At 72.4% G+C, this 22,021-nt stretch carries 26 protein-coding genes; 12 read left to right on the top strand and 14 right to left on the bottom strand.

Going from position 1 to position 22,021, the window contains the following annotated elements; translation table 11 throughout:
• The first annotated feature begins 57 nt into the window (after window positions 1-57).
• The gene (locus ABZZ74_RS33270) at window positions 58-2,424 is read left to right on the top strand and encodes a SpoIIE family protein phosphatase (protein ID WP_356771329.1); all 2,367 of its coding nucleotides are present in this window, start codon (window positions 58-60) and stop codon (window positions 2,422-2,424) included.
• Between the two features lie 4 nt (window positions 2,425-2,428).
• Here ABZZ74_RS33270 and ABZZ74_RS33265 read toward each other — a convergent pair whose 3' ends face one another.
• Complete coding sequence (locus ABZZ74_RS33265) at window positions 2,429-2,998, bottom strand: RNA polymerase sigma factor (RefSeq protein WP_356771327.1); 570 nt, start codon at window positions 2,996-2,998, stop codon at window positions 2,429-2,431.
• Between the two features lie 19 nt (window positions 2,999-3,017).
• Between ABZZ74_RS33265 and ABZZ74_RS33260 the strand changes: the two genes are divergently transcribed.
• From ABZZ74_RS33260 to ABZZ74_RS33250, 3 genes are all read left to right on the top strand, one after another.
• Window positions 3,018-4,388, top strand: a complete 1,371-nt coding sequence (locus ABZZ74_RS33260; protein WP_356771325.1) for a serine/threonine-protein kinase — start codon at window positions 3,018-3,020, stop codon at window positions 4,386-4,388.
• Window positions 4,389-4,500: 112 nt separating this feature from the next.
• Entirely contained in the window at window positions 4,501-5,193 is a 693-nt protein-coding gene (locus ABZZ74_RS33255) for a DUF4232 domain-containing protein (RefSeq protein WP_356771323.1), read from the top strand.
• 82 nt (window positions 5,194-5,275) lie between these two features.
• Window positions 5,276-6,526, top strand: coding sequence for an arsenic transporter (locus ABZZ74_RS33250; RefSeq protein WP_356771396.1), 1,251 nt, complete (start codon window positions 5,276-5,278; stop codon window positions 6,524-6,526).
• A gap of 25 nt (window positions 6,527-6,551) precedes the next feature.
• Here ABZZ74_RS33250 and ABZZ74_RS33245 read toward each other — a convergent pair whose 3' ends face one another.
• The gene (locus ABZZ74_RS33245) at window positions 6,552-8,471 is read right to left on the bottom strand and encodes a ricin-type beta-trefoil lectin domain protein (protein WP_356771321.1); all 1,920 of its coding nucleotides are present in this window, start codon (window positions 8,469-8,471) and stop codon (window positions 6,552-6,554) included.
• Window positions 8,472-8,861: 390 nt separating this feature from the next.
• A complete protein-coding gene (locus ABZZ74_RS33240) occupies window positions 8,862-9,767 on the bottom strand; it encodes a helix-turn-helix domain-containing protein (protein WP_356771319.1) in 906 nt (301 codons plus the stop codon).
• 63 nt (window positions 9,768-9,830) lie between these two features.
• On the opposite strand from ABZZ74_RS33240, the gene ABZZ74_RS33235 reads away from it, so the two are divergent.
• Window positions 9,831-10,649 (top strand): phytanoyl-CoA dioxygenase family protein, encoded by an 819-nt coding sequence (locus ABZZ74_RS33235; protein ID WP_356771317.1) that lies wholly within the window; start codon window positions 9,831-9,833, stop codon window positions 10,647-10,649.
• 29 nt (window positions 10,650-10,678) lie between these two features.
• On the opposite strand, the gene ABZZ74_RS33230 is transcribed toward ABZZ74_RS33235, so the two are convergent.
• The 3 genes from ABZZ74_RS33230 to ABZZ74_RS33220 all read right to left on the bottom strand — a co-directional run bounded on the left by ABZZ74_RS33230 (window position 10,679) and on the right by ABZZ74_RS33220 (window position 12,789).
• Complete coding sequence (locus ABZZ74_RS33230; protein ID WP_356771315.1) at window positions 10,679-11,650, bottom strand: aldo/keto reductase; 972 nt, start codon at window positions 11,648-11,650, stop codon at window positions 10,679-10,681.
• A gap of 71 nt (window positions 11,651-11,721) precedes the next feature.
• Window positions 11,722-12,255, bottom strand: coding sequence for a flavoprotein (locus ABZZ74_RS33225; RefSeq protein WP_356771313.1), 534 nt, complete (start codon window positions 12,253-12,255; stop codon window positions 11,722-11,724).
• 72 nt (window positions 12,256-12,327) lie between these two features.
• Window positions 12,328-12,789, bottom strand: a complete 462-nt coding sequence (locus ABZZ74_RS33220) for a nuclear transport factor 2 family protein (RefSeq protein ID WP_356771311.1) — start codon at window positions 12,787-12,789, stop codon at window positions 12,328-12,330.
• Window positions 12,790-12,923: 134 nt separating this feature from the next.
• Here ABZZ74_RS33220 and ABZZ74_RS33215 point away from each other — a divergent pair, with 134 nt between their 5' ends.
• On the top strand, window positions 12,924-13,475 hold the full coding sequence (locus ABZZ74_RS33215; protein WP_356771394.1) for a TetR/AcrR family transcriptional regulator: 552 nt from the start codon (window positions 12,924-12,926) through the stop codon (window positions 13,473-13,475).
• A gap of 3 nt (window positions 13,476-13,478) precedes the next feature.
• Here the strand turns inward: ABZZ74_RS33215 and ABZZ74_RS33210 are convergent, their stop codons facing one another.
• From ABZZ74_RS33210 to ABZZ74_RS33200, 3 genes are all read right to left on the bottom strand, one after another.
• The gene (locus ABZZ74_RS33210) at window positions 13,479-13,685 is read right to left on the bottom strand and encodes a ferredoxin (RefSeq protein ID WP_356771309.1); all 207 of its coding nucleotides are present in this window, start codon (window positions 13,683-13,685) and stop codon (window positions 13,479-13,481) included.
• Window positions 13,686-13,698: 13 nt separating this feature from the next.
• Entirely contained in the window at window positions 13,699-14,898 is a 1,200-nt protein-coding gene (locus ABZZ74_RS33205) for a cytochrome P450 (RefSeq protein WP_356771307.1), read from the bottom strand.
• 165 nt (window positions 14,899-15,063) lie between these two features.
• Window positions 15,064-15,483, bottom strand: a complete 420-nt coding sequence (locus ABZZ74_RS33200; protein ID WP_356771305.1) for a nuclear transport factor 2 family protein — start codon at window positions 15,481-15,483, stop codon at window positions 15,064-15,066.
• A 177-nt stretch (window positions 15,484-15,660) separates the two neighbouring features.
• Here ABZZ74_RS33200 and ABZZ74_RS33195 point away from each other — a divergent pair, with 177 nt between their 5' ends.
• Entirely contained in the window at window positions 15,661-16,113 is a 453-nt protein-coding gene (locus ABZZ74_RS33195) for a nitroreductase family deazaflavin-dependent oxidoreductase (RefSeq protein ID WP_356771303.1), read from the top strand.
• A gap of 100 nt (window positions 16,114-16,213) precedes the next feature.
• Here the strand turns inward: ABZZ74_RS33195 and ABZZ74_RS33190 are convergent, their stop codons facing one another.
• The gene (locus tag ABZZ74_RS33190; RefSeq protein WP_356771301.1) at window positions 16,214-17,182 is read right to left on the bottom strand and encodes a cation diffusion facilitator family transporter; all 969 of its coding nucleotides are present in this window, start codon (window positions 17,180-17,182) and stop codon (window positions 16,214-16,216) included.
• Between the two features lie 98 nt (window positions 17,183-17,280).
• Between ABZZ74_RS33190 and ABZZ74_RS33185 the strand changes: the two genes are divergently transcribed.
• Both ABZZ74_RS33185 and ABZZ74_RS33180 read left to right on the top strand, forming a co-directional pair.
• The gene (locus ABZZ74_RS33185; protein ID WP_356771299.1) at window positions 17,281-18,291 is read left to right on the top strand and encodes a glutathione S-transferase C-terminal domain-containing protein; all 1,011 of its coding nucleotides are present in this window, start codon (window positions 17,281-17,283) and stop codon (window positions 18,289-18,291) included.
• A gap of 17 nt (window positions 18,292-18,308) precedes the next feature.
• Complete coding sequence (locus ABZZ74_RS33180) at window positions 18,309-18,611, top strand: DUF4235 domain-containing protein (RefSeq protein WP_133043615.1); 303 nt, start codon at window positions 18,309-18,311, stop codon at window positions 18,609-18,611.
• Window positions 18,612-18,626: 15 nt separating this feature from the next.
• On the opposite strand, the gene ABZZ74_RS33175 is transcribed toward ABZZ74_RS33180, so the two are convergent.
• The 3 genes from ABZZ74_RS33175 to ABZZ74_RS33165 form a co-directional block, all read right to left on the bottom strand.
• Entirely contained in the window at window positions 18,627-19,019 is a 393-nt protein-coding gene (locus ABZZ74_RS33175; RefSeq protein ID WP_356771296.1) for a VOC family protein, read from the bottom strand.
• A gap of 80 nt (window positions 19,020-19,099) precedes the next feature.
• Window positions 19,100-19,564 (bottom strand): pyridoxamine 5'-phosphate oxidase family protein, encoded by a 465-nt coding sequence (locus tag ABZZ74_RS33170; protein WP_356771294.1) that lies wholly within the window; start codon window positions 19,562-19,564, stop codon window positions 19,100-19,102.
• A gap of 28 nt (window positions 19,565-19,592) precedes the next feature.
• Window positions 19,593-19,766, bottom strand: a complete 174-nt coding sequence (locus tag ABZZ74_RS33165; protein WP_356771292.1) for a hypothetical protein — start codon at window positions 19,764-19,766, stop codon at window positions 19,593-19,595.
• A 67-nt stretch (window positions 19,767-19,833) separates the two neighbouring features.
• Between ABZZ74_RS33165 and ABZZ74_RS33160 the strand changes: the two genes are divergently transcribed.
• From ABZZ74_RS33160 to ABZZ74_RS33150, 3 genes are read left to right on the top strand one after another with little or no spacing between them, the layout of a single operon-like run.
• On the top strand, window positions 19,834-19,992 hold the full coding sequence (locus ABZZ74_RS33160; RefSeq protein ID WP_356771290.1) for a helix-turn-helix domain-containing protein: 159 nt from the start codon (window positions 19,834-19,836) through the stop codon (window positions 19,990-19,992).
• Window positions 19,993-20,038: 46 nt separating this feature from the next.
• Window positions 20,039-20,401: a DUF1304 domain-containing protein gene (locus tag ABZZ74_RS33155; protein ID WP_240859411.1), complete on the top strand. Its 363-nt coding sequence runs from the start codon at window positions 20,039-20,041 to the stop codon at window positions 20,399-20,401.
• Entirely contained in the window at window positions 20,398-20,961 is a 564-nt protein-coding gene (locus ABZZ74_RS33150) for a TetR/AcrR family transcriptional regulator (RefSeq protein ID WP_356771288.1), read from the top strand. Before ABZZ74_RS33155 ends, ABZZ74_RS33150 begins: the two co-directional genes overlap by 4 nt.
• Window positions 20,962-21,015: 54 nt before the next feature.
• Here the strand turns inward: ABZZ74_RS33150 and ABZZ74_RS33145 are convergent, their stop codons facing one another.
• Window positions 21,016-21,978 carry a helix-turn-helix domain-containing protein gene (locus ABZZ74_RS33145; protein ID WP_356771286.1) on the bottom strand — a complete coding sequence of 321 codons (963 nt, stop codon included), beginning with the start codon at window positions 21,976-21,978 and terminating at the stop codon, window positions 21,016-21,018.
• Window positions 21,979-22,021: the final 43 nt, after the last annotated feature.

The following is a 22,021-nucleotide window of genomic DNA, read 5'->3' as shown; positions in this document are numbered from 1 at the left end:
CGCTGGGACTCCGGTGACGCACTTGTTCACTGTGCGTAGGCGCGATGGGTGGCGACGATGAGCCCGGTGGATCCGTTCGACGATGCCTCGACCGCGAGGGCCGTCATCGACGAGCGGGGACTCGTGGTCCGATGGGGGGCCGGGGCCCGACGACTGCTGGGGTTCGAGGCCGCCGAGATCGTGGGCCGTCCGGCGGCCACGCTCCTGGCCGACGCGGAGCAACTCGCCCCTCCCCCGGGTCCCCGGTGGAGCGGCGGTCTCGACCTGCGCCACCGGGACGGTCGCACCCTGTCCGTCCGGCTGCTCGCGCTGCGCAGACCGCCCGAGGGGAACCCGGCCGGCTGGCAGGTCGTGGTCCCGCCGGACGACGCGGAGCTCCGTCCGTCCGACGGCGCGCTGACCACGGCGGCACTGGCCCAGTCCCCGTGTCCGATGCTGGTCTGCGACGGGGAGTTGCGCCTGCGCTGGCTCAACGAGCGCATGGTCGGGATGATCGATCTGCCCGTCGAAAAGGTGACCGGGCTGCGGATCACCGACATCGGCGTCCGCAAGGACAACCAGGACCTCGAGGACCTGCTGAGCGAGGTGCTCACAACCGGACAGCCGCGCGACGTCGAGACCTACCTCCGCCCCAGCGGTCTCGACCACTCCTCCGCCTTCCTCACCCGGCTCGCCCCGCTCACCGATGCCTCGGGACAGGTGCGGGGCGTCTGTCTGACCGGCCATGACTTCACTCAGCACTACCTCGCCCGCGAGCGCCTCCGCCTGGTCAACGAGGCCAGCGTGCGCGTCGGCACCACCCTCGACGTCACCCGGACGGCTCAGGAACTGGCGGACGTCTTCGTGCCCGCGCTGGCCGACCTGGTCAGCATCGACCTGCTGGACCTCCAGGAGTACGGCGGTGAGCCACCGCCCCGGCTCAGCGCGCCGATCGCCCTGCGCCGGGCCGCGCACGGCTCGGTCACCCCGGGCACACCCGAGGCCCTTCTCAAGCCCGGGCAGACGGAGCACTACCCCGCCGGCTCGCCCCAGGCCGACTCACTGGTCGCGGGCCGCACCATCGTCGCCTCCGTCTCCGAGCTCGCCCAGTGGCTGAGCTGGCACAAGGCACGCGCAGACCGGGTCAAGGAGTACGGCATCCACTCCACGATGGCCGTGCCGATGCGGGCCCGCGGGCTGACCCTGGGCGTCGCGGTCCTCACCCGCTTCCGGCGGCCGGACCCCTTCACGGCCGACGACGTGCTGCTCGCCGAGGAGATCACCACCCGGGCCGCCGTCTGCATCGACAACGCCCGCCGTTTCTCCCGCGAGCGCGAGACCGCCCTCGCCCTGCAGCGCAGCCTGCTGCCCCGCTCACTTCCGCACACGGCCGCCGTGGACGCCGCCTCCCGCTATCTGCCCGCCGCGCGCGCCGGGGTGGGCGGCGACTGGTTCGACGTGATCCCGCTGTCGGGGATGCGGGTCGCCATGGTCGTCGGGGACGTCGTCGGCCACGGCATCCAGGCCTCGGCCACGATGGGACGGCTGCGCACCGCCGTACGCACCCTCGCCGACATCGACCTGGCCCCGGACGAGCTGCTCACCCATCTGGACGACCTGGTGGTGCGGCTGTCCGCGGAGTCCGGCAGCGACGGCACCGGCGAGGTCGGGGCGACCTGTCTGTACGCGGTCTACGACCCGGTGTCACGGCGCTGCACGCTGGCCCGGGCCGGGCACCCCCCGCCGGTCGTGCTGCCGCCCGGCGGCGAGCCGCAGCAGGTCGAGCTGCCGGCCGGACCGCCACTGGGCCTGGGCGGGCTGCCGTTCGAGTCCACGGAGCTGGAGCTGCGCGAGGGCAGCGTGCTGTCGTTCTTCACCGACGGCCTGATCGAGACCCGCGAGCGGGACGTCGACGCCAGTCACCGGCTGCTGTGCGACGCCCTGTCCCGGCACGTGGACTCGCTGGACGAGACGTGCGACCGGATCCTGCACGCGCTGCTGCCCCCGGGCGGCGCGCCGGACGACGTGGCCCTGCTGCTGGCCCGTACCCGGGGGCTGCCCGCCGCCCGGGTGGCGACCTGGCACATCCCCGCCGACCCGGCGCTGGTGGCGCCCATCCGCAAGCAGGTCGTCGAGCAGCTGGACACCTGGGAGCTGCAGGAGGCGGCGTTCACCGCCGAGCTGGTGGTGAGCGAGCTGGTCACCAACGCGATCCGCTACGGCGCCCACCCCATCCGGCTGCGGCTGATCCACGACGAGTCCACGCTGATCTGCGAGGTGTCCGACACCAGCCACACGGCCCCGCATCTGCGCCGCGCCAAGACGTGGGACGAGGGCGGCCGGGGGCTGCTGCTGGTCGCCCAGCTCACCCAGCGCTGGGGCAGCCGGCACACCGGCGAGGGCAAGACGATCTGGGCGGAGATCGGCCTGCTCGAGGAGGACTGAGCGCTCAGGCCCGCTCCGCCAGCCAGGGGCGGACCTGGCGGCGGGCCTCGTGCAGGCGGGACTTGAAGGTGCCGAGGGGGATCCCGGCGCGCTCCGCGGCCTCCGCGTAATCCAGCTGGCAGATGTCCCGGTAGACCAACGGCTCGACCAGCTGCGGGTGTTCGCGCTCCAGCCGCTCCAGGGCCTCCAGCAGGTCGATCCGGGAGCCGGCGATCACGCTCGTGGTGCGGGGGTCGACGGACCGGTCGGCGTCGAGAGGAGCCGGCTGCTCGGCGGCCCGTCGCCTGAGCTCCCGGTACTTCTGACGGCAGCAGTTGGCGACGACCGTGTGCAGCCAGGTGCTGAAGCGGCTGCGTCCCTCGAAGGTGCCGATCTTCCGGGACAGCTGCAGCAGGACGTCCTGGGCCGCCTCCTCGGCGTCCTCGCGACAGGGCAGGAAGCGGCCGCAGCGCCTGAGGATCTCGGGCCGGATCACCTGGAGCAGTTCCTCCAGTGCCGCCGGGTCGCCCGTGGCGGCCAGACGGGCGAGTTCCTCGGTGGGCACGACCAGGTGCTCGGCTCGGGATCGATCCACGTCCAGGCATGATAGTCGTATGCACTCCGTGGAGCGGATCGGGCGCTACCGTCTCGAACGACGCCTGGGCACGGGCGCGTTCGGCACGGTCTGGCTCGCCCACGACGACGTGCTGCGAGCGCCCGTGGCGGTCAAGGTCCTCGCCGACAACTGGGCCCACCGCCTCGATGTGCGCGAGCGCTTCCTGGAGGAGGCGCGCATGCTGCGCCGGGCCGGCTCCGAGCGGGTGGTGCAGGTCTACGACATCGGTGAACTGCCCGACGAGCGGCCGTACTTCGTCATGGAGTACGCCGACGGCGGCACCCTCGCCGACCTGGTCGCCGACGGTCCGCTGCCGGTCCCCGAGGCGCTGCGGCTGACGGCGCTGGCCGCCCGGGGCGCGGCGGCACTGCACGAGGCGGGGATCGTGCACCGGGACATCAAGCCGACCAACGTACTGCTGTCCGGGAGCGGTCCGCGGGTGCTGCTCGCCGACCTGGGGCTGGCCAAGAGCCTGGCGCAGGCGTCCGGACTCACCCTGGCCGCGGGCTCGGCCGGCTACCGTCCGCCGGAGCAGGCCGAAGCCGGTGCGGGGATCGACGAACGGGCCGACGTGTACAGCCTGGGCGCGGTCGGCTACCACCTGGTCACCGGCACGGTGCCCGGCGAGCCCGGCAAGGTCGTACCGCCCGACCGGCTGCGCCCGGACCTGGACCCGGCGGTCCGGCGCGCCCTGATGCGGGCGCTGGAGCCGGACCGGGAACGGCGCTGGCCCACCGCGCGGGCCTTCGCCCAGGAGCTGGAAGGGCTCACCTCGACGGGTCGACGGCCCCGGCGGCACCGCCGGGCCCTCGCCGTCACCGGGGTGGTGGCGGTGGCCGCGGCCATCGGGGTGATTCCGGCGCTCGTCCACCGGTCCGCGCCGGCGTCCGCCGTGCGGGTCGCCGACACCGGCGGGCGGGTCACGGCCGAGGTCCCCGCCTCCTGGGATCGCCAGCTGCGCGACTCGGGCTGGGATCCGCGGGCGCTCGGCCTGCCCGGCGGGCACGAGCCGGGGTTCGCCGTCGCGGACGACCTGGCGCGGTGGCCGGACCTCGCGGCAGCGGTGAACGGTGCCTTCGTCGGGCTGAGCGAGCACGGGGACCTCACGGCCGCGGTCAACGCCCTCGACCACCCCGGCTGCCACTACGACGGCGGCCACCCCTACACCGGCACGGCGTGGCGCGGCAGGGTCCGCGTCTGGAGCGACTGCTCCGGCCGGCCGGGGACGGTCACGGAGGCCGCGCTGGCACCGGCGGACGGGGCCGGGCAGCCCCGGGTGTACGTCCAGATCCGTACCCACGGCAAGGCCTCCGCCGCCGACCGCGTGCTGGCCTCCGTGCGCGTGGCGGGCCGGCAGGGCGCACCCTGAACACGCGCGAACTTTTTCGTCCGGGCGCGCATCGGACATGTATGACGGGGCACAGAGCGCCGTACGCACGCGCTGTGGCGTGTGCGGGCAAACTCCGGGAGTGTTGAGGACCATGGCGAACAAGTCCCCCTCCGTCCACCGGGCGGCCCTGGTGGCGGGCGCGGCCCTGCTGCTGGGCACGCTGACGGCCTGCGGCAGTGGCGGTGACAGCGGCGCGAGCTCTCCGCAGACGCTGAGCGGCACGGCCGCGCCGGCCACCGGCGGCGCCACCACCGGCTCGGCGAGCGCGTCCGTCACCGCCTCGGCCTCCGCGCCGGGCAGCACGGCCGGCAAGGCCACTCTCACCGTGGGCAAGCCACCGTCGCAGCCCTCGTCGGTCCCCTCCAAGAGCCGCTGTCACACCTCCGAGCTGCGGGCGAGCGTCGGGCGCAACGACCCCGGTGCCGGGCAGGAGAACTTCCCGATCGTGCTGACCAACACGTCCTCGCGCACCTGCACGGTGCGCGGCTATCCCGGTGCCGCCTTCCTCGACGCGTCGGGCAAGCAGCTCGGACGGGACCCGGTGCGCGAGTCGGGGACACCCACGACGGTGACCCTGGCGCCTGGCAGGAGCGCCTGGGCCGGGATGACGTTCTCCAACCCCGGCGTCAGCGGCGCGCACGCCGCCACCCCCGCTGCGCTGCTGGTGACCCCGCCGGACGAGCGGGACCCGTTGAAGGTGACGTGGACGGGCGGTCCGGTGCCGGTCTCCGGTAACGCGTCCTCCGTACGCCTGATGGTCTTCGCCCCCGGGACGGGCCCCTGACCAGCGGGGGCCTGACGGGCCTCTTACCGGGGCCTGATTTCATGAAGCCCTCCCGCCTCGCGTCGCCCTGAAGGACCCTGCCCTGAACACCCCGCTCGCCGAAGCCCTGTCCGTCGTCCTGCTCGCCGCCGTCCTCGGCTTCGCCGTCGTCCGCCCGAAGGGGCTGCCCGAGGCGGTGCTGGCCGTGCCGGCGGCGGGGATCGTGATCGCCACCGGCGCGATCCCGCTCGACCACGCCAGGGAGGAGGCGGCGCGGCTCGGCCCGGTCGTCGGCTTTCTGGCGGCGGTGCTGGTGCTGGCCCACTTCTGTGACGTCGAGGGACTGTTCCAGGCGTGCGGGGCGTGGATGGCCCGCTGGGCGGCCGGGTCGCCCGGGCGGCTGCTGACCGCGGTGTTCGCGCTTGCCTCGGTGATCACCGCGGTGCTCAGCCTGGACGCCACGGTGGTGCTGCTGACGCCGGTGGTGTTCGCGACGGCAGCCCGGGCGGGCGTACGGGCCAGGCCGCACCTGTACGCGTGCGCCCATCTGTCGAACACCGCCTCGCTGCTGCTGCCGGTGTCCAACCTGACCAACCTGCTGGCGTTCGAGACGAGCGGCCTGAGCTTCACCCGGTTCGCCGCGCTCATGGCGCTGCCGTGGGTGGTGGCGATCGGCGTCGAGTACCTGGTCTTCCGGCGCTTCTTCCGTGACGACCTGAGCGCCGCCGCCCACTCCCCCGAGCCCGGCGAGACGCCCGAGCTGCCGCTGTTCGCGCTGATCACCGTCGGCTGCACGCTGGCCGGGTTCGTGGTCGCCTCGACGCTCGGCGTGGAGCCGGCGTGGGTGGCCGCCGCGGGCGCGCTGGTGCTGGCCGGCCGGGCGCTGGTACGGCGGCGCGCCACCCCACTGGCGGTGGTGAAGGCCGCCTCGCCCGCGTTCCTGGCGTTCGTGCTGGCGCTCGGGGTCGTGGTGCGGGCCGTGGTGGACAACGGGCTCGCCGACGCGCTCGGCCATGTGGTGCCCACCGGTTCGGGGCTGCCGGCGCTGCTCGGGATCGCCGCGCTGGCGGCCGTCCTCGCCAACCTGATCAACAATCTGCCGGCCGTGCTGGTCCTGCTGCCGCTGTCCGCTGCGGCCGGACCCGGCGCGGTGCTGGCGGTGCTGCTCGGGGTGAACATCGGCCCGAACCTGACCTACGCCGGGTCCCTGGCGACGCTGCTGTGGCGGCGCATCGTGCACGGGCACGGGCAGGACGTGCACCTCGGGCACTTCACCCGGCTCGGCCTGATCGCCACGCCGGCCGCGCTGGTGTCGGCCGTTGCGGCGCTGTGGCTGTCGCTTCAGGTGGTCTGAGGCCGAGCGGGCCCGGGCCGGGCGGTCAGTGGCGGTCGCCTCCGTAGCCGCCCCAGCCGTAGCCGCCGCCCGGGCCGCCGTAGCCGGGCGGGCCTTGGCAATAGGCGGGGTTGTAGGAGCAGTACGGGTTCGAGGGGTACGGGTTCGACGGCGTCGGCCGGGCGGTGGTCGGCTTCGCGCTCGGCGTCGGTGTGGCGGTCGGCGTGCTCGAGGCCTTGGGGGCGGCCTTCTTGACGGAAGGCGACGCCTCGGCCCTGGTGTCCGCGTCCCAGTTGACGACCTGCATCTGCAGGTCGGCGCGGGAGGTGTCGAACGCCCAGCGCTGGGCGTCGGTGTCGTCGCGGGTCTTGACGACGAGCGCGCCCGAACCGTCGGTGGCCGCGGGGCTCAGGGCCAGGTTCTGGTTCCAGCGCGGCACGACGGTGCCCTGCAGGGTGAAGTCGTAGCGGATGTTCTTCGGGTTGCCGCCCGTGCACGGGGCGAGCTGCACCGAGTAGGCGAGGTGGGAGTCGAGGCAGAGCTCGGGGTCGGCGACACTGCGCAGCCGGCCGTCCGTCTCGTACGCCCACTGCTGGCCGGTGGCCGAGGAGCAGGTGGCGAGTTCGGTCTCGGCGCCCTGGACGACCTTCTTGCCGACGACCCCGATGCACAGACCCGAGTCGAGGTTGTGCAGCCGGCCCTGGACGTCGCCCTGCGCGGCCTCGGCGGCGCTGATCCAGGAGGGGTGGTCGGCGGCGGTGCTCCGGCCGGGCTGGGGGGTCGGGGAGGCGTGGCCCCCGGCGGTCGGGGCGGAGTCGTCACCGGAGCCGAGGACGGACCACAGGACCACCGGGAGGACGACCAGTCCGCTCACGGTCAGCACGGCCGCGGTGAGGTTGCGGCGGCGGACAGCGGCACGCCGTGCGGCCTTGTGCGCCGAGCGGCGGGAGGCGGGACGGGCGCCCGGCGCGGTGTCGGCGGGGGCGGCGGCCGCCGGGAAGGCCTCACGCGCCCGCATGAACGGCGTGCCCGGCGTCGTGAAGGGTTCGCCCGCCATGGTGAACGACTCGCCCACGATCCCCTGGGGCTTGGGCGGCCGGGCCTCGACGGGCGGCGGGGTGCCGTCCCGCAGGGGGCCCGCGATCCGGGACTGCACATAGGCCTGGGCGCCCCAGCCCAGGACCGCCTCGGCCAGCGCCAGGCCGAGGCCGTGGTTGAACTGGGCCAGCTGGTCCGCGGTGTGCCGGCAGTGCGTGCAGCGCGCAAGGTGCGCGGCGAGGTCGGGGTCGACGTCGATGCCGCCGCGCCGATAGGTGACGTCCAGCATCCGCAAGTAGCGTCGGCACTCCTGCTCGGGCGCGAGTTCGCGGTGGACCTGCAGGCACTCCTCGCGCAGCCGGTCGCGGGCCCGCCCCAGCTCGACGCGCGCGTCCGCCACCTCCAGGCCGAGCAGCCCGCCGGGTATCTCCAGCGGTTCGGCCTCCACCTCCACGTGCCACAGCACGCAGCGGAGCGACTGGGGCAGCCGCTGGAACGCCCCCGACAGCAGGCGCCGTTCGGCCGAGGGCAGCAGATGGGCGACGACCCGGTCGCCACCCTCGGCCGCGGAGCGCAGTTCGGGGTGGAGGTGTTCGCGGCGGTGGTCGTTGTCCCACTCGGCCACGATCCGGCGCACGGTGACGAGGAGTTGGGGCCGCCAGGCGGAGGTGGGGCCGTTCTGCCGCAGGGTCTCGCCGAAGAGGCGGGTGAACGCCGCGGTGGTCAGCATGCCCGCGGCGGGAGCGCCGTCGGTGCACAGCCGCGCGTAGGCGAACCCGGCCTCCCAGTGCCGGTCGAGGAGCTCACCGACGGGCTGCAGCGCGGGCGTCGTTCCCGTCCACTTCTTGAGTTCGGCACTCAGTTGCTCGTCCGTCACCTCGAACCGACGGGCAGATGTGGGGGAATTCGACAGGCCGACGTCTTTCACGGCTGCATTCCTCTCGGGGCATGCGCATAAAGTCCATACCAATTGGCATGGCGACCCGTCGGCAAGGCGACGAGTCCACTCGTACGGGTTCGGCATCTCGAACGTCCGCCGGAGACAGCTCTTTTGGAGCTCGGGAACGAACGGGAGTGACCTCGCGCACACAGTGAAAACGTGCATTTTCTGTGCGCCGACGACGCACACCTTTTCACAGGTCAGCGAACCGGAACAAGGGATCTCGCGGTTTTGTGCATTCCGTGCGGGGCGCCGGAGTTTGACGAATCGTCAATCCGCGGGAAGAAATTTCCAGTCGCCGGGCCGGGACGCCGGACCAAAACCATTGAGCGACCTCCCCCACCAGACGCGCTGCCGGTCGCGCCGGCGTACGCCGGTTCACTCCCCAACCATTGAGCCGTTCGCCCGGTACGCGCCGGGCGGCACCCCGTAGCGGGCGCGGAAGACGCGGTTGAAGTGGAACGGGCTCGCGAACCCCGAAACCGCGGCCACCCGCTCGACCGAGAGGTCACTGCCCTCCAGCAGCCGGGCGGCGTGCCGCAGCCGCGCCTCGCGCAGGGCGCGCATCGGGGACTGGCCGAGTTGCTCGGTGAACAGATGGGCGAAGCGGGAGGGCGAGAGGGAGACGCTCGCGGCCAGCGAGCGGACGGTGTGCGGGGCGGCCGGGTCGGCGGCGATCAGCGCCTCGGCCCGGCGTACCCGGGTGTCGACACCGGAGCCGGGCGGGGCCGGGCGCGCACCGGCGGCCGTGAGCAGGACGACCTCCTCCAGCGCCGTCAGGGCGAGTTCCCGGGCTGCGGTGCCGTGCGCCACGGCGACCCGGTCGTCGTCCGGCGCGGCGGCGGGCGGCGCCTCGGTTCCCGTCCAACGGGCGTCGGCGAGCATCCGGCGGAACGCCGCCTCGACGCGGCCGTGCAGTGCGGCCGGGGTCGGTGTGACGGCGTACAGCCCGTCCCCGGCGCCGTACGGGCGCAGCCACGGAGTCCAGGAGGGCCGTGCCTGGCAGTGCGCCCACCAGAACCGCCAGCCGGGGGCGCCCGGTTCGACGCCGTACTGGTGCCCGACGCCCGGGGCGAGCACCACCAGGTCCCCGGCGCGGGCGCCCGCCTCCGCGTCGCCCTGGCGCAGCCGGCCCCGACCGCCGGTCGTCCAGGTGAACAGCCAGCTCCGCGCGCCGCGGGGCCGGCTGATGACGTAGCCCGGTCCTTCGTCGTAGTGGCCGATCACGACCAGACCGGGCGGCGGCGCAGCAGTCCCGGGCAAGTGGTCAGCGTTCACGGGCATCCTCCTGGTGAGGGCCGCAGCCTAACGTGACCAGTGGCAGGAACCCGACCGAGGAGAGGACTGATGACAGTCACGGACAAGGGCGCGTCCGGCGCGGAGATCCTGAGCCAGGACGGGCTGCGGCGGTTCGCGGAGGACGGCTTCACGGTGGTGCGCGGGCTGTTCGGGTACGACGAGATCGAGCGGCTGCGTGAGCGGTTCGCGGCGCTGCACGCGGGCGGGCCGGTGCCGGGACACTTCGAGCCGCGGGAGTCGGAGGATCCGCTCGCCGCGTACCCGAGGGTGATGCACCCGCACGAGATCGACGACCTCGCGCGGAGCGTGCTGCTCGACGCACGGCTGCGGACCGTGCTTCAGGTCCTGCTGGGCGAGGAGGTGCTGGCCGCGCAGAGCATGTTCTACTTCAAGCCGCCAGGGGCCCGGGGGCAGGCATTGCACCAGGACAACTTCTATCTGCGGGTGGAACCGGGCACCTGTGTGGCGGCGTGGGTCGCCTGTGACGTGATCGACCGGGACAACGGCGGCCTCGAGGTGGTACCCGGCACTCACCTCATGGATCTGTTCTGTCCGGAGGAGGCGGACCGCGAGGTGTCGTTCGCCCGGGAGTACGTCCCTCCGCCGCCGGGTCTCGCGGCCGTGCCGGTCGACATGGCGCCGGGGGACGTCCTGTTCTTCAACGGCAGCCTGGTGCACGGCTCCGGACCCAACCGCACGGCCGACCGGTTCCGCCGCTCGTTCATCGGCCACTACGTGGGCCGCTCGGCCGAGCGCATCGGGGTCTACTACCGCACGCTGACCATGAGCGGCGAGCCCGTGCGGCTCGCCGAGAGCGAGGGAGCGGGCCCCTGCGGCACGGAGTTCGCACCTCAGGGGCCCCACTAGGCGCATCCCCCTGGTCGGATCCGCACCGGTCAGCTGTGCCCGACGATCGGGTGCGGGGTGTAGGGCTGCTGGAGTTCCTCGATCTCCTTGTCGCTGAGTTCGAGGTCGACCGCGGCCACCGCGTCCTCGATGTGGTGCGGCTTGGCGGCGCCGACGATCGGGGCCGCCACCGTGTCCTGGTGCAGCAGCCAGGCCAGGGCGACCTGGGCGCGCGGGACGCCCCGGTCGTCCGCGATCCGGGTCACGGCCTCGACGACGGTGCGGTCGCTGTCCGGGTACAGACGGCTGCCGAAGTTGTCGCCCGCGCTGCGCTCGGTGACCGTGCCCCAGTCCCGGGTGAGCCGGCCACGGGCCAGTGGGCTCCAGGGCAGCACGCCGACGCCCTGGTCGGCGCAGAGGGGCAGCATCTCGCGCTCCTCCTCGCGGTAGAGGAGGTTGTAGTGGTTCTGCATGGACACGAACCTGGTCCAGCCGTGCCGCTCGGCGACGTACTGCATCTTGGAGAACTGCCAGGCGAACATCGAACTGGCCCCGATGTAGCGGACCTTGCCCGCCTTGACCACGTCGTGCAGGGCCTCCATGGTCTCCTCGACCGGGGTGTGCGGGTCGAAGCGGTGTATCTGGTACAGGTCGACGTAGTCGGTGCCGAGCCGGCTGAGGCTGTGGTCGAGTTCGCTCAGGATCGCCTTGCGGGACAGGCCGGCGCCGTTGGGCCCGGGCCGGGTCCGGCCGTGCACCTTCGTGGCGAGCACGATCTCGTCGCGGTTCGCGAAGTCGCGCAGCGCCTTGCCGACGATCTCCTCGCTGGTGCCGTCCGAGTAGACGTTGGCCGTGTCGAAGAAGTTGATCCCGGCGTCGAGCGCCTGCCGGATCAACGGCCGGGACGCCTCCTCGTCGAGCGTCCACTCGTGCGTGCCTCGGTCGGGCAGGCCGTAGGTCATGCAGCCCAGACAGATCCTCGAGACGTCCAGGCCCGTCGAACCGAGCTTCACGTACTCCATCGTTGCCGCTCCTGCCTTCGGTATGGGGGTACCCGAGGGGAGCGTACGTCCTCGTGCCGGAGGGCTGAACGTCATCGCCGACCGAGCAGGTCCAGCGCCGTCTCCCAGCCGAACTCCGGTCGCGCGCCGTCCGCTCCCACCTCGCCGGAGTACGGCTCGCCGAACCGGACGCCCATGGCGCGCAGTCGGATCAGGCTGTCCTGGTAGGCGGGATGGGCGGCCAGGGAGTCGGCCACGCACGGGAGGACGGCGACCGGGACGCCGAGGCCGTAGGACTCGCAGAGGGTGGCCACGGCGAGGGTGTCGGCGAGGCCGGCCGCCCACTTGTTGACCGTGTTGAAGGTAGCGGGCGCGACCACGACCGCGTCCGGGGGCGGAAAGGGACGCGGGTCGCCGGGGCTGCGCCAGGCGGAGCGTATGGGGCGGCCGGTGCGCGCCTCGACGGCCGCGGTGTCGAAGAAGCCGTTCATGGCGACCGGGGTGGCGATGACGCCGACCTCCCAGTCCCGTTCCTGCGCGGCGGTGATCAGCCTGCCCACGTCCGCGGCGATCCCGGCGGCGCAGACGACGACGTAGAGGAAGGGCCTCCCGGCCTGTTCGGTCATCCCGAGACTCTACTGAACGGGAGCCTGCTGAACGGGAGCCCTGCTGAACGGGAACGCTCCTGAACGGATGCCCTACTGAAGCGGGAAGCTCTCCCCGCGTTCGGCCTCGGGGCGCGGGCCGTGGATGCGGCGCTCCTTCTCCTCGATGGGCACGTCGTTGATGCTGGCCTCGCGCCGGGTCATCAGTCCGTGCTCGTCGAACTCCCAGAGCTCGTTGCCGTAGGAGCGCCACCACTGGCCGCCGGCGTCCCGGCACTCGTACTGGAAGCGGACGGCGATGCGGTTGCCGTCGAAGGCCCACAGGTCCTTGCGCAGGGCGTAGTCCAGCTCGCGCTCCCACTTCGCGGTGAGGAAGCCGACGATCTCGGCGCGTCCGGTGACGAAGGTGTCGCGGTTGCGCCAGACCGAATCCTCCGAGTAGGCGAGCGCCACCTTGTGCGGGTCGCGGGTGTTCCAGGCGTCCTCGGCGGCCTGGACCTTCTGTGCCGCGGTCTCGCGGGTGTACGGGGGCAGGGGCGGGCGGTCGGTGGCCATGGGTTGCTCCTCGGCGGATGGGCGGGCAGGGGTGGAGAACGAGCGTTCTCCGGCTTGGCTGCTACCGTAGGAGAACGCTCGTTCTCACGTCAAGGAACGCCGCGCACGAGGAGGTCGTACACCGCATGGCCGTCATGGACAGCGCAGTCGCCCGGGAGCAGGCGCTGGACGCCGCCGAGGAGTTGTTCTACGGGCGGGGCGTCCAGACCGTCGGCATGGACGACATCCGGGGTGCCTCCGGGGTCTCCCTCAAGCGGCTGTATCAGCTGTTCCCGGCCAAGGAGCAGTTGGTGGAGGCATATCTGGAGCGGCGGGACGTGCGCTGGCGGGATCGGCTGGCCGCGTTCGTGGCGCGGCGCGAGGATCCCCGGGAGCGGATCCTCGCGGTGTTCGACTGGCTGGAGGAGTGGTTCGGCGAGGACGGCTTCCGCGGGTGTGCGTGGATCAACTCCTACGGCGAGCTGGGCGCCACGTCGACCCGGGTGGCGGCCCAGGTGCGGGCGCACAAACAGGCGTTCCGCGGCTACCTCGCCGGGCTGGTGGCGGACGCGGAGCTGCCCGGCACGCTGGCCGGGCAGCTGTTCCTGCTGGCGGAGGGCGCCATGGTCACCGCGGGCATCACCGGGGAGACCGAGCCCGCGCGCGAGGCCCGTGAGGCCGCGCGGCTGCTGGTGCGGGCCGGCTGAGCCTCACCTCTCGGCCACGGTGATCGCGCTCACCGGGCAGGCGCGGGCGGCCTCCCGGACCATCGGGTCGCCGCCGCCTTCCTCCCGGCCCGGCAGCAGCGTGCTGAAGCCGTCGTCGTCCTGGGCGAAGACCTTCGGGGCGGCGAGGGCACACTGGCCGGCGCCGATACAGACGTCCCTGTCGATCTCGATACGGGTGTCGGTGTGCATGGCCTCGAGCCTCTTACCAGGTCACGGGGAGTTCCAGCATCCCCTGGATGGTGTCGCCGGGCTTGAAGGGGATCTCCTCGGGCGGGGCGGCCAGGCGTAGTCCGGGCAGCCGGTCGAAGAGGGTGTGCAGGGCGATCTCCAGCTCGGCCCGGGCCAGGTTCTGGCCGAGGCACTGGTGGATGCCGAAGCCGAAGGCGACATGGTGACGGGCGGGGCGGTGCCAGTCGAGGGTGTCGGGGGCGGAGTAGACGTCCGCGTCGCGGTTGATGACCGAGGTGGAGAAGACCACGCCGTCACCGGCCCGGATGGTCGTGGAGCCGGCCTCGATGTCCTCCGTGGCCCTGCGCAGCAGCCCGTCCGCGATGGACAGCAGACGCAGCAACTCCTCGACGGCGTCCGGGAGCAGCCCCGGGTCGGCCCGCAACTCGGCCAGTTGCCCCGGGTGCTGGAGGAGGGTGAAGGTACCCAGCGAGATCATGTTGGCGGTCGTCTCGTGGCCCGCGACCAGCAGGATGGTCGCGAACGAGATGACTCCCCGGCGATCCAGCACACCCTCGCGCAGCTGCCCGTGGACGAGTTCGTCCAGCACCCCGTCGCCGGGCTCGGACTGCTTCTGCTTGCGGTCGATCAACTCGTCGAAGTAGCCGTCCAGTTGGTCGCGTGCGTCCTGGACGTCCGTGACCGCGGGGCCACGCAGCAGCCGCCGTGACTGCGCCTCGAAGAAGTCGTGGTCCTCGTACGGGACGCCGAGCAGTTCGCAGATCACCATCGATGGCACGGGGAGGGCGAAGGCGCTCACCAGCTCGGCGGGCGGCCCCTTCTCGGTCATCGCGTCCAGCAGCCCGTCGACGATCCGTTGGATCCGCGGTCGCAGTTCGGCGGCGCGCCGGAGGGTGAAGCTGGGCACCATCATGCGTCGTTGGACATGGTGCTCGGGGTCGTCGACGCCGAGCAGCGCGACCCTCCGGTTCTTCACCGCCGCGAAGCGCTCGGTGGGGGCCGGGAAGCCGGGATGGTTGCGGTCGGTCGACAGGCGGGGGTCGGCGAGCAGTTGGCGGGCCAGGGCGTGTCCGGTCACCAGCCAGGCGGGACGGCCGTCGTAGAGGGTGATGCGGGCGAGCGGGCGGGCGGCACGCAGGGCGTCGTAGCCGGTGGGCGGGTGGTAGGGACAGGTCCGGTCCTGGGGGAAGGCCACAGGTTCCGTTTCCGTCATGGAAGACCTCGCAGACGATGAGTGCGTCGTGCAGATCTTCATTAGATGCCCGGGGCATCTATGGGGCGACGAACAGTTCGGCCAGATCGGTGACGCGGGGATTCTGGCCGAGGATGCTCGCTCGGGCTCCGGCGGCCCGGCCGTGGTCGGGGACCGGTCGGCTCCTCAGCCGAACGCCCGGCTGACGGCGAGGCTGTCCTCGTAGACGTGGTGGCGGGTGATACGGCCGTCCGCCGCCGTGAGGTGCAGCGCGAACCTGGCCTGATAGGGGCGTCCGGTGGGCCTGGCGGTCTGCCGGATCTCGCCGAGTACGACGGCGTGCTCGCCGTCGACCAGGATCCGCTCGATCCGCGTCGCCGCGCGCTCCGGGACGTGCTGGGCGGCCAGTTCCCGGAAATGGGCGGCGGCCTCGGCGCGGGTGGCGCGGTGGCGGATCCAGGGCGTGGCGGGGCGGCCGTGCTCGTCCTCGGGCCAGTTCACCAGCCAGTCGACTTCGGGAGCGTAGAGCTCGGCGATGCGGTCCGGGTCCCCCTCGCCGATGCGGCGCAGCAGTTCCTCGACCACGGCCCGGGTCGTGACGGTCATGGGCGTTCCCTTCCGGTGGGTGTCGTCGACACTGTGCCGCGCCCGTGCGGTGAACGCGATGACCCGGGGGGTAATGGTGTGGTTCCGCGGGCGTTGCGATAGGGATGAACCATGCGGGCACCTGTGTTGAAGCACAGTGCCAGTCGAGCACCAGAACACGACGATGGGACGGATGCCATGCCTCTCGAGGGCGAGTACGTACCGAGTCCGGAGCAGTGGGTTCGCGATCAGGTGGAGCTGTACGAGAGCTCCGGTGGCACGAAGGGCACGACCCTGATGGACACCGGGATGCCCGTCATCGTGCTGACCACCCGCGGCGCGAAGAGCGGCAAGATCCGCAAGACGCCGCTGATGCGTGTCGAGCACGACGGGCGGTACGCGGTGGTGGCCTCCAAGGGCGGCGCTCCCGAACACCCCGTCTGGTACCACAACATCAAGGGCGATCCCCACGTGGAGCTCCAGGACGGCCCGGTGAAGCGGGACTACACGGCCCGCGAGGTGACCGGCGCGGAGAAGGACGAGTGGTGGGAGCGCGCGGTCGCGGCCTATCCGCCGTACGCCGACTACCAGAAGAAGACCGACCGGGAGATCCCGTTGTTCGTGCTGGAGCCGGACGACGCGAAGGGGTGATCCGGGCCCGGCCCGGTCGCTGGTCGACCATGCCGGGAGAAAATCTCGGGGAAATTCTCCGGGAAGACGCATGTTCCGGTGAGTGCCGGGCACGCGTGCGTCAGGCCCCGCCGCGTTCCCCCGTCGCGGCGGGGCTTTCCCACGCCTCCTCGGCCGGCCGGTCGGTGATGTCGAGGAAGATCTGGTCGGCCTCCGGCACGCTGCTCGCCACGGACCGCTTGATGCGTACGGCGACCTCCTCCACCCGCTCACTGTCCAGTCCGGGCACCAGGTCGACCCGGGCGGCGACCAGGGCCTTGTCGAGGCCGGTCTTCATGGTGAACAGCGCCTCCACGCTGTCGATCTCGGGCTGTGCCTCCAGCACCTCCCGGATCCGGTCGGCCGCCTCCGGGTCGGCGGCCTCCCCGATCAGCTGGTCGCGTGCCTCACGACCCAGGTGGTAGGCGACGTACACGAGCAGCGCGCCGATCATGATCGAGGCCGACGCCTCCCAGACCACCTGCCCGGTGACCATGTGCAGCGCCATGCCGATGGCGGCCACCGTCACACCGAGCACCGCCGTGCCGTCCTCGGCGACCACCGTGCGCAGCGCCGGATCGCGCAGCCCGCCCTTGCCGCCCTGCCGGCGCACCTGGTGCAGGGCCCGCAGCAGGGAGGCGCCCTCCGCGAGGAAGGCGACGCCGAGCACGATAAGACCCGCCACATAGCCGCTGGTCTTCTCCTCGGCGCCGTTGCGGAACGCCTCGACGCCCTGGAAGAAGGAGAAGCAGCCGCCCATCACGAAGATGCCGACGGCCGCGAGAAGGGACCAGAAGAAGCGCTCCTTGCCGTAGCCGAAGGGGTGGCGCCGGTCGGCCGGCCTTCTGCTGCGGCGCAGCGCGGCCAGCAGGAAGACCTCGTTGAGGCTGTCCGCCACCGAGTGCGCCGCCTCCGACAGCAGGGCCGGCGATCCGGCGATCAGGCCGCCCGCCGCCTTGGCCGCCGCGATCACGAGGTTGGCCGCGAGCGCCACGAGTACCGTGACGCGTGTCCTTCGATCCGCCTGGTTGTCCGAGGATGTCCTACTCACGTTCGCCGACTGCCCCTGACGGTTCGGATCACACCGTGCGGGCGGCGGAATTCGGGGAACGCGGTTGTCAGAGCACCGGCGCAGTGGGAGGAGGAGGCATGGGCGGGGGCAATGAGGCGTACGGCACGAAGGCGTTCAAGCGGTCCAAGAGCCATTTCACGGACCGAATCACCGCGGACGGCCGGGACGGCTGGCCCGTGGAGGCGGGGCGTTACCGGCTGGTGGTCAGCCGTGCCTGTCCGTGGGCGAGCCGTGCGGTGATCTCGCGCCGGCTGCTGGGTCTGGAGGGCGCGCTGTCGATGGGCATCGCCGACCCGATCCAGGACGACCGCAGCTGGCGCTTCACCCTCGACCCCGACGGCCGTGACCCCGTCCTCGGCATCCACTTCCTCAGCGAGGCCTACGACCGGCGGGAGAGCGACTACCCGGGCGGGGTCAGCGTGCCCGCGATCGTCGACGTACCCAGCGGGAAGCTGGTGACCAACGACTACCAGCAGCTCACCCTGGACCTCGCCACCGAGTGGACGGCCCTGCACCGCCCCGGCGCGCCCGACCTGTATCCGCAGGCCCTGCGCGACGAGATCGACACGGTGATGGCGGACGTCTACGAGGACGTCAACAACGGTGTGTACCGGGCGGGTTTCGCCACCGACCAGGAGGAGTACGAGGCCGCCTGCGCCGGTGTGTTCCGGCGGCTGGAACTGCTGGTGCCGCGGCTGGAGCGGCAGCGGTACCTGGTCGGGGACACGATCACCGAGGCGGACATCCGGCTGTTCACCACGCTGGTGCGGTTCGACGCCGTCTACCACGGCCACTTCAAGTGCAACCGCTGGAAGCTCACGGAGAATCCGGTGCTGTGGGCCTACGCCCGCGACCTCTACCAAACGCCCGGCTTCGGGGACACCGTCGACTTCGATCACATCAAACGGCACTACTACCAGGTGCACACCGGTATCAACCCGACCCGGATCGTGCCCCTGGGCCCGGACCTGTCCGGCTGGCTGGCGGCCCATCACCGCGAGGAGCTGGGTGGCCGGCCGTTCGGTGACGGCACCCCGCCGGGACCCGTGCCGGCGGACGAGCGGGTGGCTGCGACCGGGCGCCCCTGACGACGAAGGAGTAGGACATGGCCAAGAAGAAGAAACTGAAACTGCCCCTCGCCTACAAGCCGCTCGGTTTCGCGCTCGGCTGGGTGAGCGGTTCCCTCGCGGGGCTCGCCTTCCGCAAGACGTGGATGGCGATCCGGCACGAGGAGGACGCACCCGACGCGCTGGACAAGGACCGCGGCTGGGGGGAGATCCTGCTGGCCGCCGCGGTGCAGGGCGCGATCTTCGCGGTGGTGCGCAGCGCGGTGGACCGCGGCGGGGCCAAGGCCATCGAGCGCTCGACCGGCGTCTGGCCGGCCGCCGACGACGGCGGCCGGGACTGACGCGGCCCCTGTGCCTCAGCCCTGCTTCGGGGCTGTCGGTGTGGTGCGGCGCAGGGTGAAGGAGTGGCCGGCCGGGTCGGCGTACCCGCGTTCCTCGTACGGCCCGGCGGCGTCCTTGGTCTCCAGCGGGCGCCCGCCGAGCTCCACCACCTTGCGCTCGGCCGCGTCCAGGTCCGTCACCAGGAAGTCGAGGTGCGCCTGGAGCGAGTTCTCCGGGCGCGGCCAGCTCGGCGGCGTGGCGTTGACATCGCGGCGGAAGGCCATCCGGGAGCCGTCGGCGCTCCTGATCTCCACGCGGTTGGCGGTCGCGTCCGTCTCCTCCGCCTCCAGCAGTTCCTTGTAGAACACGGCGAGCTTCTCGGGCTCGGCACAGTCGAGCACCACGTAACCCGCTTCGACCAGTGGCATGTCTCCTCCGAAGGGTCCCGGGAGCGGGGCAGGTCGTGTCCCGCCGCCCTCACCCTGTCGGATATCCCGCGCCCGCCGATTCAGTCGGCGACCAGCCACTCCCCGTCCCGCATCACCTCCCGTCCCTGGAGCTCGTCGGCCTCCCGCCAGGCCTGGATGCGGCTCGGCCGGACGCGGAAGTACAGGTAGGGCGTGGCGAGTCGGCGTGGGTCGAAGCCCGTGTCGGCGGCGAAGAGGTCGCCCTCCTCCTGGCTCAACTCGGCCTGGGACACGGTCAGGACGGTGCCCTCGACCATCACGACGTCCCGGGTGGGGCCGATCCCGACGCGCGCGGTGCCGGTCGCCCGCAGGTTGCGGCCGGTGGGGCTCGCGGCGGGGGTCGCGAACAGCAGGGTCTCGCCGTCCCAGCGGTAGGAGAGCGGTACGAGGTACGGCGCTCCCCCGGCGGCGCCGGCGCTGGCGACCCAGGCGTCGACATCGTTCTCCAGCCGGTGCAGGGTGTCGTTCTTGCGCTGCTCGGGGGTGCGTGGGGCGGGTGCGGTCATGGTGCGGCGGGCCTCCTCGCGGTCCTGGTCAACTGGCCTGTCCAGTGTGGTCGGTGATCGTCTCCGGCGCCCGCGTCTCCGCGAGCCGGGCCGCCGCCGCGTCCAACAACAGGTCCAGGGCGGCCGGGTAGGCGCTGTGGGCCATGTCGGCGACCAGATGGCGGGCGCTCGCGGCGATGTGCGGGTGGGTGGTCGCGGGCACTCGCCGAGACCCTGCTCAGCTGGCTGCAGTGCGGGCACAACGCGAGCGAGTCGCGGTGCGGCCGGCCGTGCACTCGCAGACGGTGCGCTACCGGATGCGGCAGCTGGACGATCTCTTCGGCGCCCAACTGCACGACACGGCGGCCCAGTTCGAGATGCAGCTGGCGTTACGGGCAATGGAGCTGCGCGGGGACACCGTCACTTCCTGGACGGATGTCCAGCTATAGTGGACACCTGTCCAGGAAATTGGTTCGGAGAACTCGGAGCCCAGCAATGCAGACGGTCGCGAACGTGCTGGTCGGCCTGGTGGCCGCCCTGCACGCCTACATCCTCGTGATGGAGATGTTCCTCTGGCAGAAGAAGCCGGGGCGGGCCCTGCACGGGTTCGACCGGGAGATGGCGCGGGCGACCGCTCCAATGGCCGCCAACCAGGGCCTCTACAACGGCTTTCTGGCCGCCGGGCTGGTCTGGGGCCTGATCGCGGCGGACCCGACGGGTTACCGTGCCCAGGTGTTCTTCCTCTCCTGCGTCGTGGTCGCGGGCGTCTTCGGCGCCGTCACGGCCAACCGCCGCATCCTGTTCGCCCAGGCCCTGCCCGGCGCGCTCGCCCTGGCCGCCGTGCTGATCGCGCGGTGACCCGGCCGGCGCCCGAGGACCCGCGGGCCGCGCGCACCCGGGCGCGGCTGCGCCAGGCCCTGCTCGCCGAGTGCGCGGAACGCCCGCTCACGGAGGTGGGGGTGGCGGCGCTGGTGCGCCGGGCCGGGGTCGGCCGGGCCACGTTCTACGTCCACTACGCCGACCTGGAGGCGCTGGCGGTCGACGCCTGCGCGGATGTCGTACGCGAGGCCGTGGAGGCGCTGCACTCCTGGACGGGCCGCCCCGACCCGGTCCACGCGCCGCCCGCGCTCGGGGAGTTCTTCGCCTCGCTCGCCCCGCACGCCGGTCTGTACCGCGAGTTGCTGACCCCGGGCGGCGGCGGTCCGCTGGGCCGGGTGCTCCACCGGGATCTGCGCGCCTACAGCCTGCGCGAGCGTGAACGCGCGGGCGCGGCGGACGCTCCGCTGGTCGCCTCGGCGGTGGCCGCCACCTTCGCCGGGGTACTGGCGGACTGGCTGCACGGCCTCCTGGACGCGGACGCGGCTGCCATCGCCGATCAGGTGTGGCAATTGCTGGTGGCGCTGCACGCCAGCCGCTGAGTGCTGAGCCGGAAGCACCGCGATGTGCCGTCGATCTGCTGTCACCCGACTTGCTCAGCCGACGGCCGTCGCCTGGAACGTGCGCCGGTACGCCTGCGGCGACACCCCGATCGCGGCGTGCAGATGCTGGCGCAGGGAGGCGCCGGTGGCGAAGCCGACCTGGCCGGCGATCTGGTCGACGGACAGATCGCTGGACTCCAGCAGGTGCCGGGCGCGGGCGACGCGCTGCTGGATCAGCCAGCGGCCGGGGCTCAGGCCCACCTCGTCGTTGAAGCGGCGGGCGAAGGTGCGCAGGCTCATCCGGGCGTGCGCGGCCAGGTCCGCCAGGGTGAGCGGTTCGTCGAGGTGCTCCAGGGCCCACGCGCGCGTGGCGGCCGTGCTCGCGGCGCCGCTCTCCGGCACCGGCTGCTCGATGTACTGGGCCTGGCCGCCGTCCCGGAACGGGGGCACCACACAGCGCCGGGCCACGGCGTTCGCCAGTTCGCTGCCGTGGTCGGTGCGCACGATGTGCAGACAGACGTCGACACCGGAGGCGGCGCCGGCCGAGGTGAGGATCCGGCCGTCGTGCACGAAGAGGACGTCGGGGTCGAGGTCGACGTGCGGATAGCGGCGCCGGAAGGCGTCGGTGACCTGCCAGTGCGTGGTGGCTCTGCGGCCGTCGAGCAGACCTGCCGCGGCGAGCACGAAGGCGGCGGTGCAGATGGAGACGATCCGGGCGTCCGGGCGGATCCGGGCGAGCGCGGCGGCGACCTCGGCGGGCAGCTCCGCGGGGATGTGCGTGGTCGTCATGGAGGCGACCACCACCGTGTCGGCGGTGGCGAGGATCTCGGGTCCGTGCTCGACGCCGATGGTGAAGTCGGCGCAGCTGCGCACCGGTTGGCCGTCGACGCTGCACGTCAGCACCTCGTACCGGCCGTCGGCCGCGCCGAAGATCCGGCTGGGGATGCCCAGCTCGAAGGGGTACACACCGTCCAGGGCCAGCACCACGACCCGTTCCACCCGCCGCTGATCGCTCATGGCATGATTCTATCGAAGGTTGGCAATCGTGCCATTTTCCTGG

It is taken from the genome of Streptomyces sp. NPDC006476, from assembly GCF_040612015.1.
GTDB classification, from domain to species: domain Bacteria; phylum Actinomycetota; class Actinomycetes; order Streptomycetales; family Streptomycetaceae; genus Streptomyces; species Streptomyces griseorubiginosus_B.
Note: the sequence above shows the minus strand (reverse complement) of the source record. Positions and strands in the feature narration are given on the sequence as shown.

Excerpts from the sequence above, each read along its gene's own strand:
- ABZZ74_RS33270 (WP_356771329.1), top strand. The coding sequence starts at position 58 with ATGAGCCCGGTGGATCCGTTCGACGATGCCTCGACCGCGAGGGCCGTC.
- ABZZ74_RS33260 (WP_356771325.1), top strand. The coding sequence starts at position 3,018 with ATGCACTCCGTGGAGCGGATCGGGCGCTACCGTCTCGAACGACGCCTG.
- ABZZ74_RS33255 (WP_356771323.1), top strand. The coding sequence starts at position 4,501 with ATGGCGAACAAGTCCCCCTCCGTCCACCGGGCGGCCCTGGTGGCGGGC.
- ABZZ74_RS33240 (WP_356771319.1), bottom strand. The coding sequence starts at position 9,767 with ATGCCCGTGAACGCTGACCACTTGCCCGGGACTGCTGCGCCGCCGCCC.
- ABZZ74_RS33235 (WP_356771317.1), top strand. The coding sequence starts at position 9,831 with ATGACAGTCACGGACAAGGGCGCGTCCGGCGCGGAGATCCTGAGCCAG.
- ABZZ74_RS33230 (WP_356771315.1), bottom strand. The coding sequence starts at position 11,650 with ATGGAGTACGTGAAGCTCGGTTCGACGGGCCTGGACGTCTCGAGGATC.
- ABZZ74_RS33225 (WP_356771313.1), bottom strand. The coding sequence starts at position 12,255 with ATGACCGAACAGGCCGGGAGGCCCTTCCTCTACGTCGTCGTCTGCGCC.
- ABZZ74_RS33220 (WP_356771311.1), bottom strand. The coding sequence starts at position 12,789 with ATGGCCACCGACCGCCCGCCCCTGCCCCCGTACACCCGCGAGACCGCG.
- ABZZ74_RS33215 (WP_356771394.1), top strand. The coding sequence starts at position 12,924 with ATGGACAGCGCAGTCGCCCGGGAGCAGGCGCTGGACGCCGCCGAGGAG.
- ABZZ74_RS33210 (WP_356771309.1), bottom strand. The coding sequence starts at position 13,685 with ATGCACACCGACACCCGTATCGAGATCGACAGGGACGTCTGTATCGGC.
- ABZZ74_RS33205 (WP_356771307.1), bottom strand. The coding sequence starts at position 14,898 with ATGACGGAAACGGAACCTGTGGCCTTCCCCCAGGACCGGACCTGTCCC.
- ABZZ74_RS33200 (WP_356771305.1), bottom strand. The coding sequence starts at position 15,483 with ATGACCGTCACGACCCGGGCCGTGGTCGAGGAACTGCTGCGCCGCATC.
- ABZZ74_RS33195 (WP_356771303.1), top strand. The coding sequence starts at position 15,661 with ATGCCTCTCGAGGGCGAGTACGTACCGAGTCCGGAGCAGTGGGTTCGC.
- ABZZ74_RS33185 (WP_356771299.1), top strand. The coding sequence starts at position 17,281 with ATGGGCGGGGGCAATGAGGCGTACGGCACGAAGGCGTTCAAGCGGTCC.
- ABZZ74_RS33180 (WP_133043615.1), top strand. The coding sequence starts at position 18,309 with ATGGCCAAGAAGAAGAAACTGAAACTGCCCCTCGCCTACAAGCCGCTC.
- ABZZ74_RS33175 (WP_356771296.1), bottom strand. The coding sequence starts at position 19,019 with ATGCCACTGGTCGAAGCGGGTTACGTGGTGCTCGACTGTGCCGAGCCC.
- ABZZ74_RS33170 (WP_356771294.1), bottom strand. The coding sequence starts at position 19,564 with ATGACCGCACCCGCCCCACGCACCCCCGAGCAGCGCAAGAACGACACC.
- ABZZ74_RS33155 (WP_240859411.1), top strand. The coding sequence starts at position 20,039 with ATGCAGACGGTCGCGAACGTGCTGGTCGGCCTGGTGGCCGCCCTGCAC.
- ABZZ74_RS33145 (WP_356771286.1), bottom strand. The coding sequence starts at position 21,978 with ATGAGCGATCAGCGGCGGGTGGAACGGGTCGTGGTGCTGGCCCTGGAC.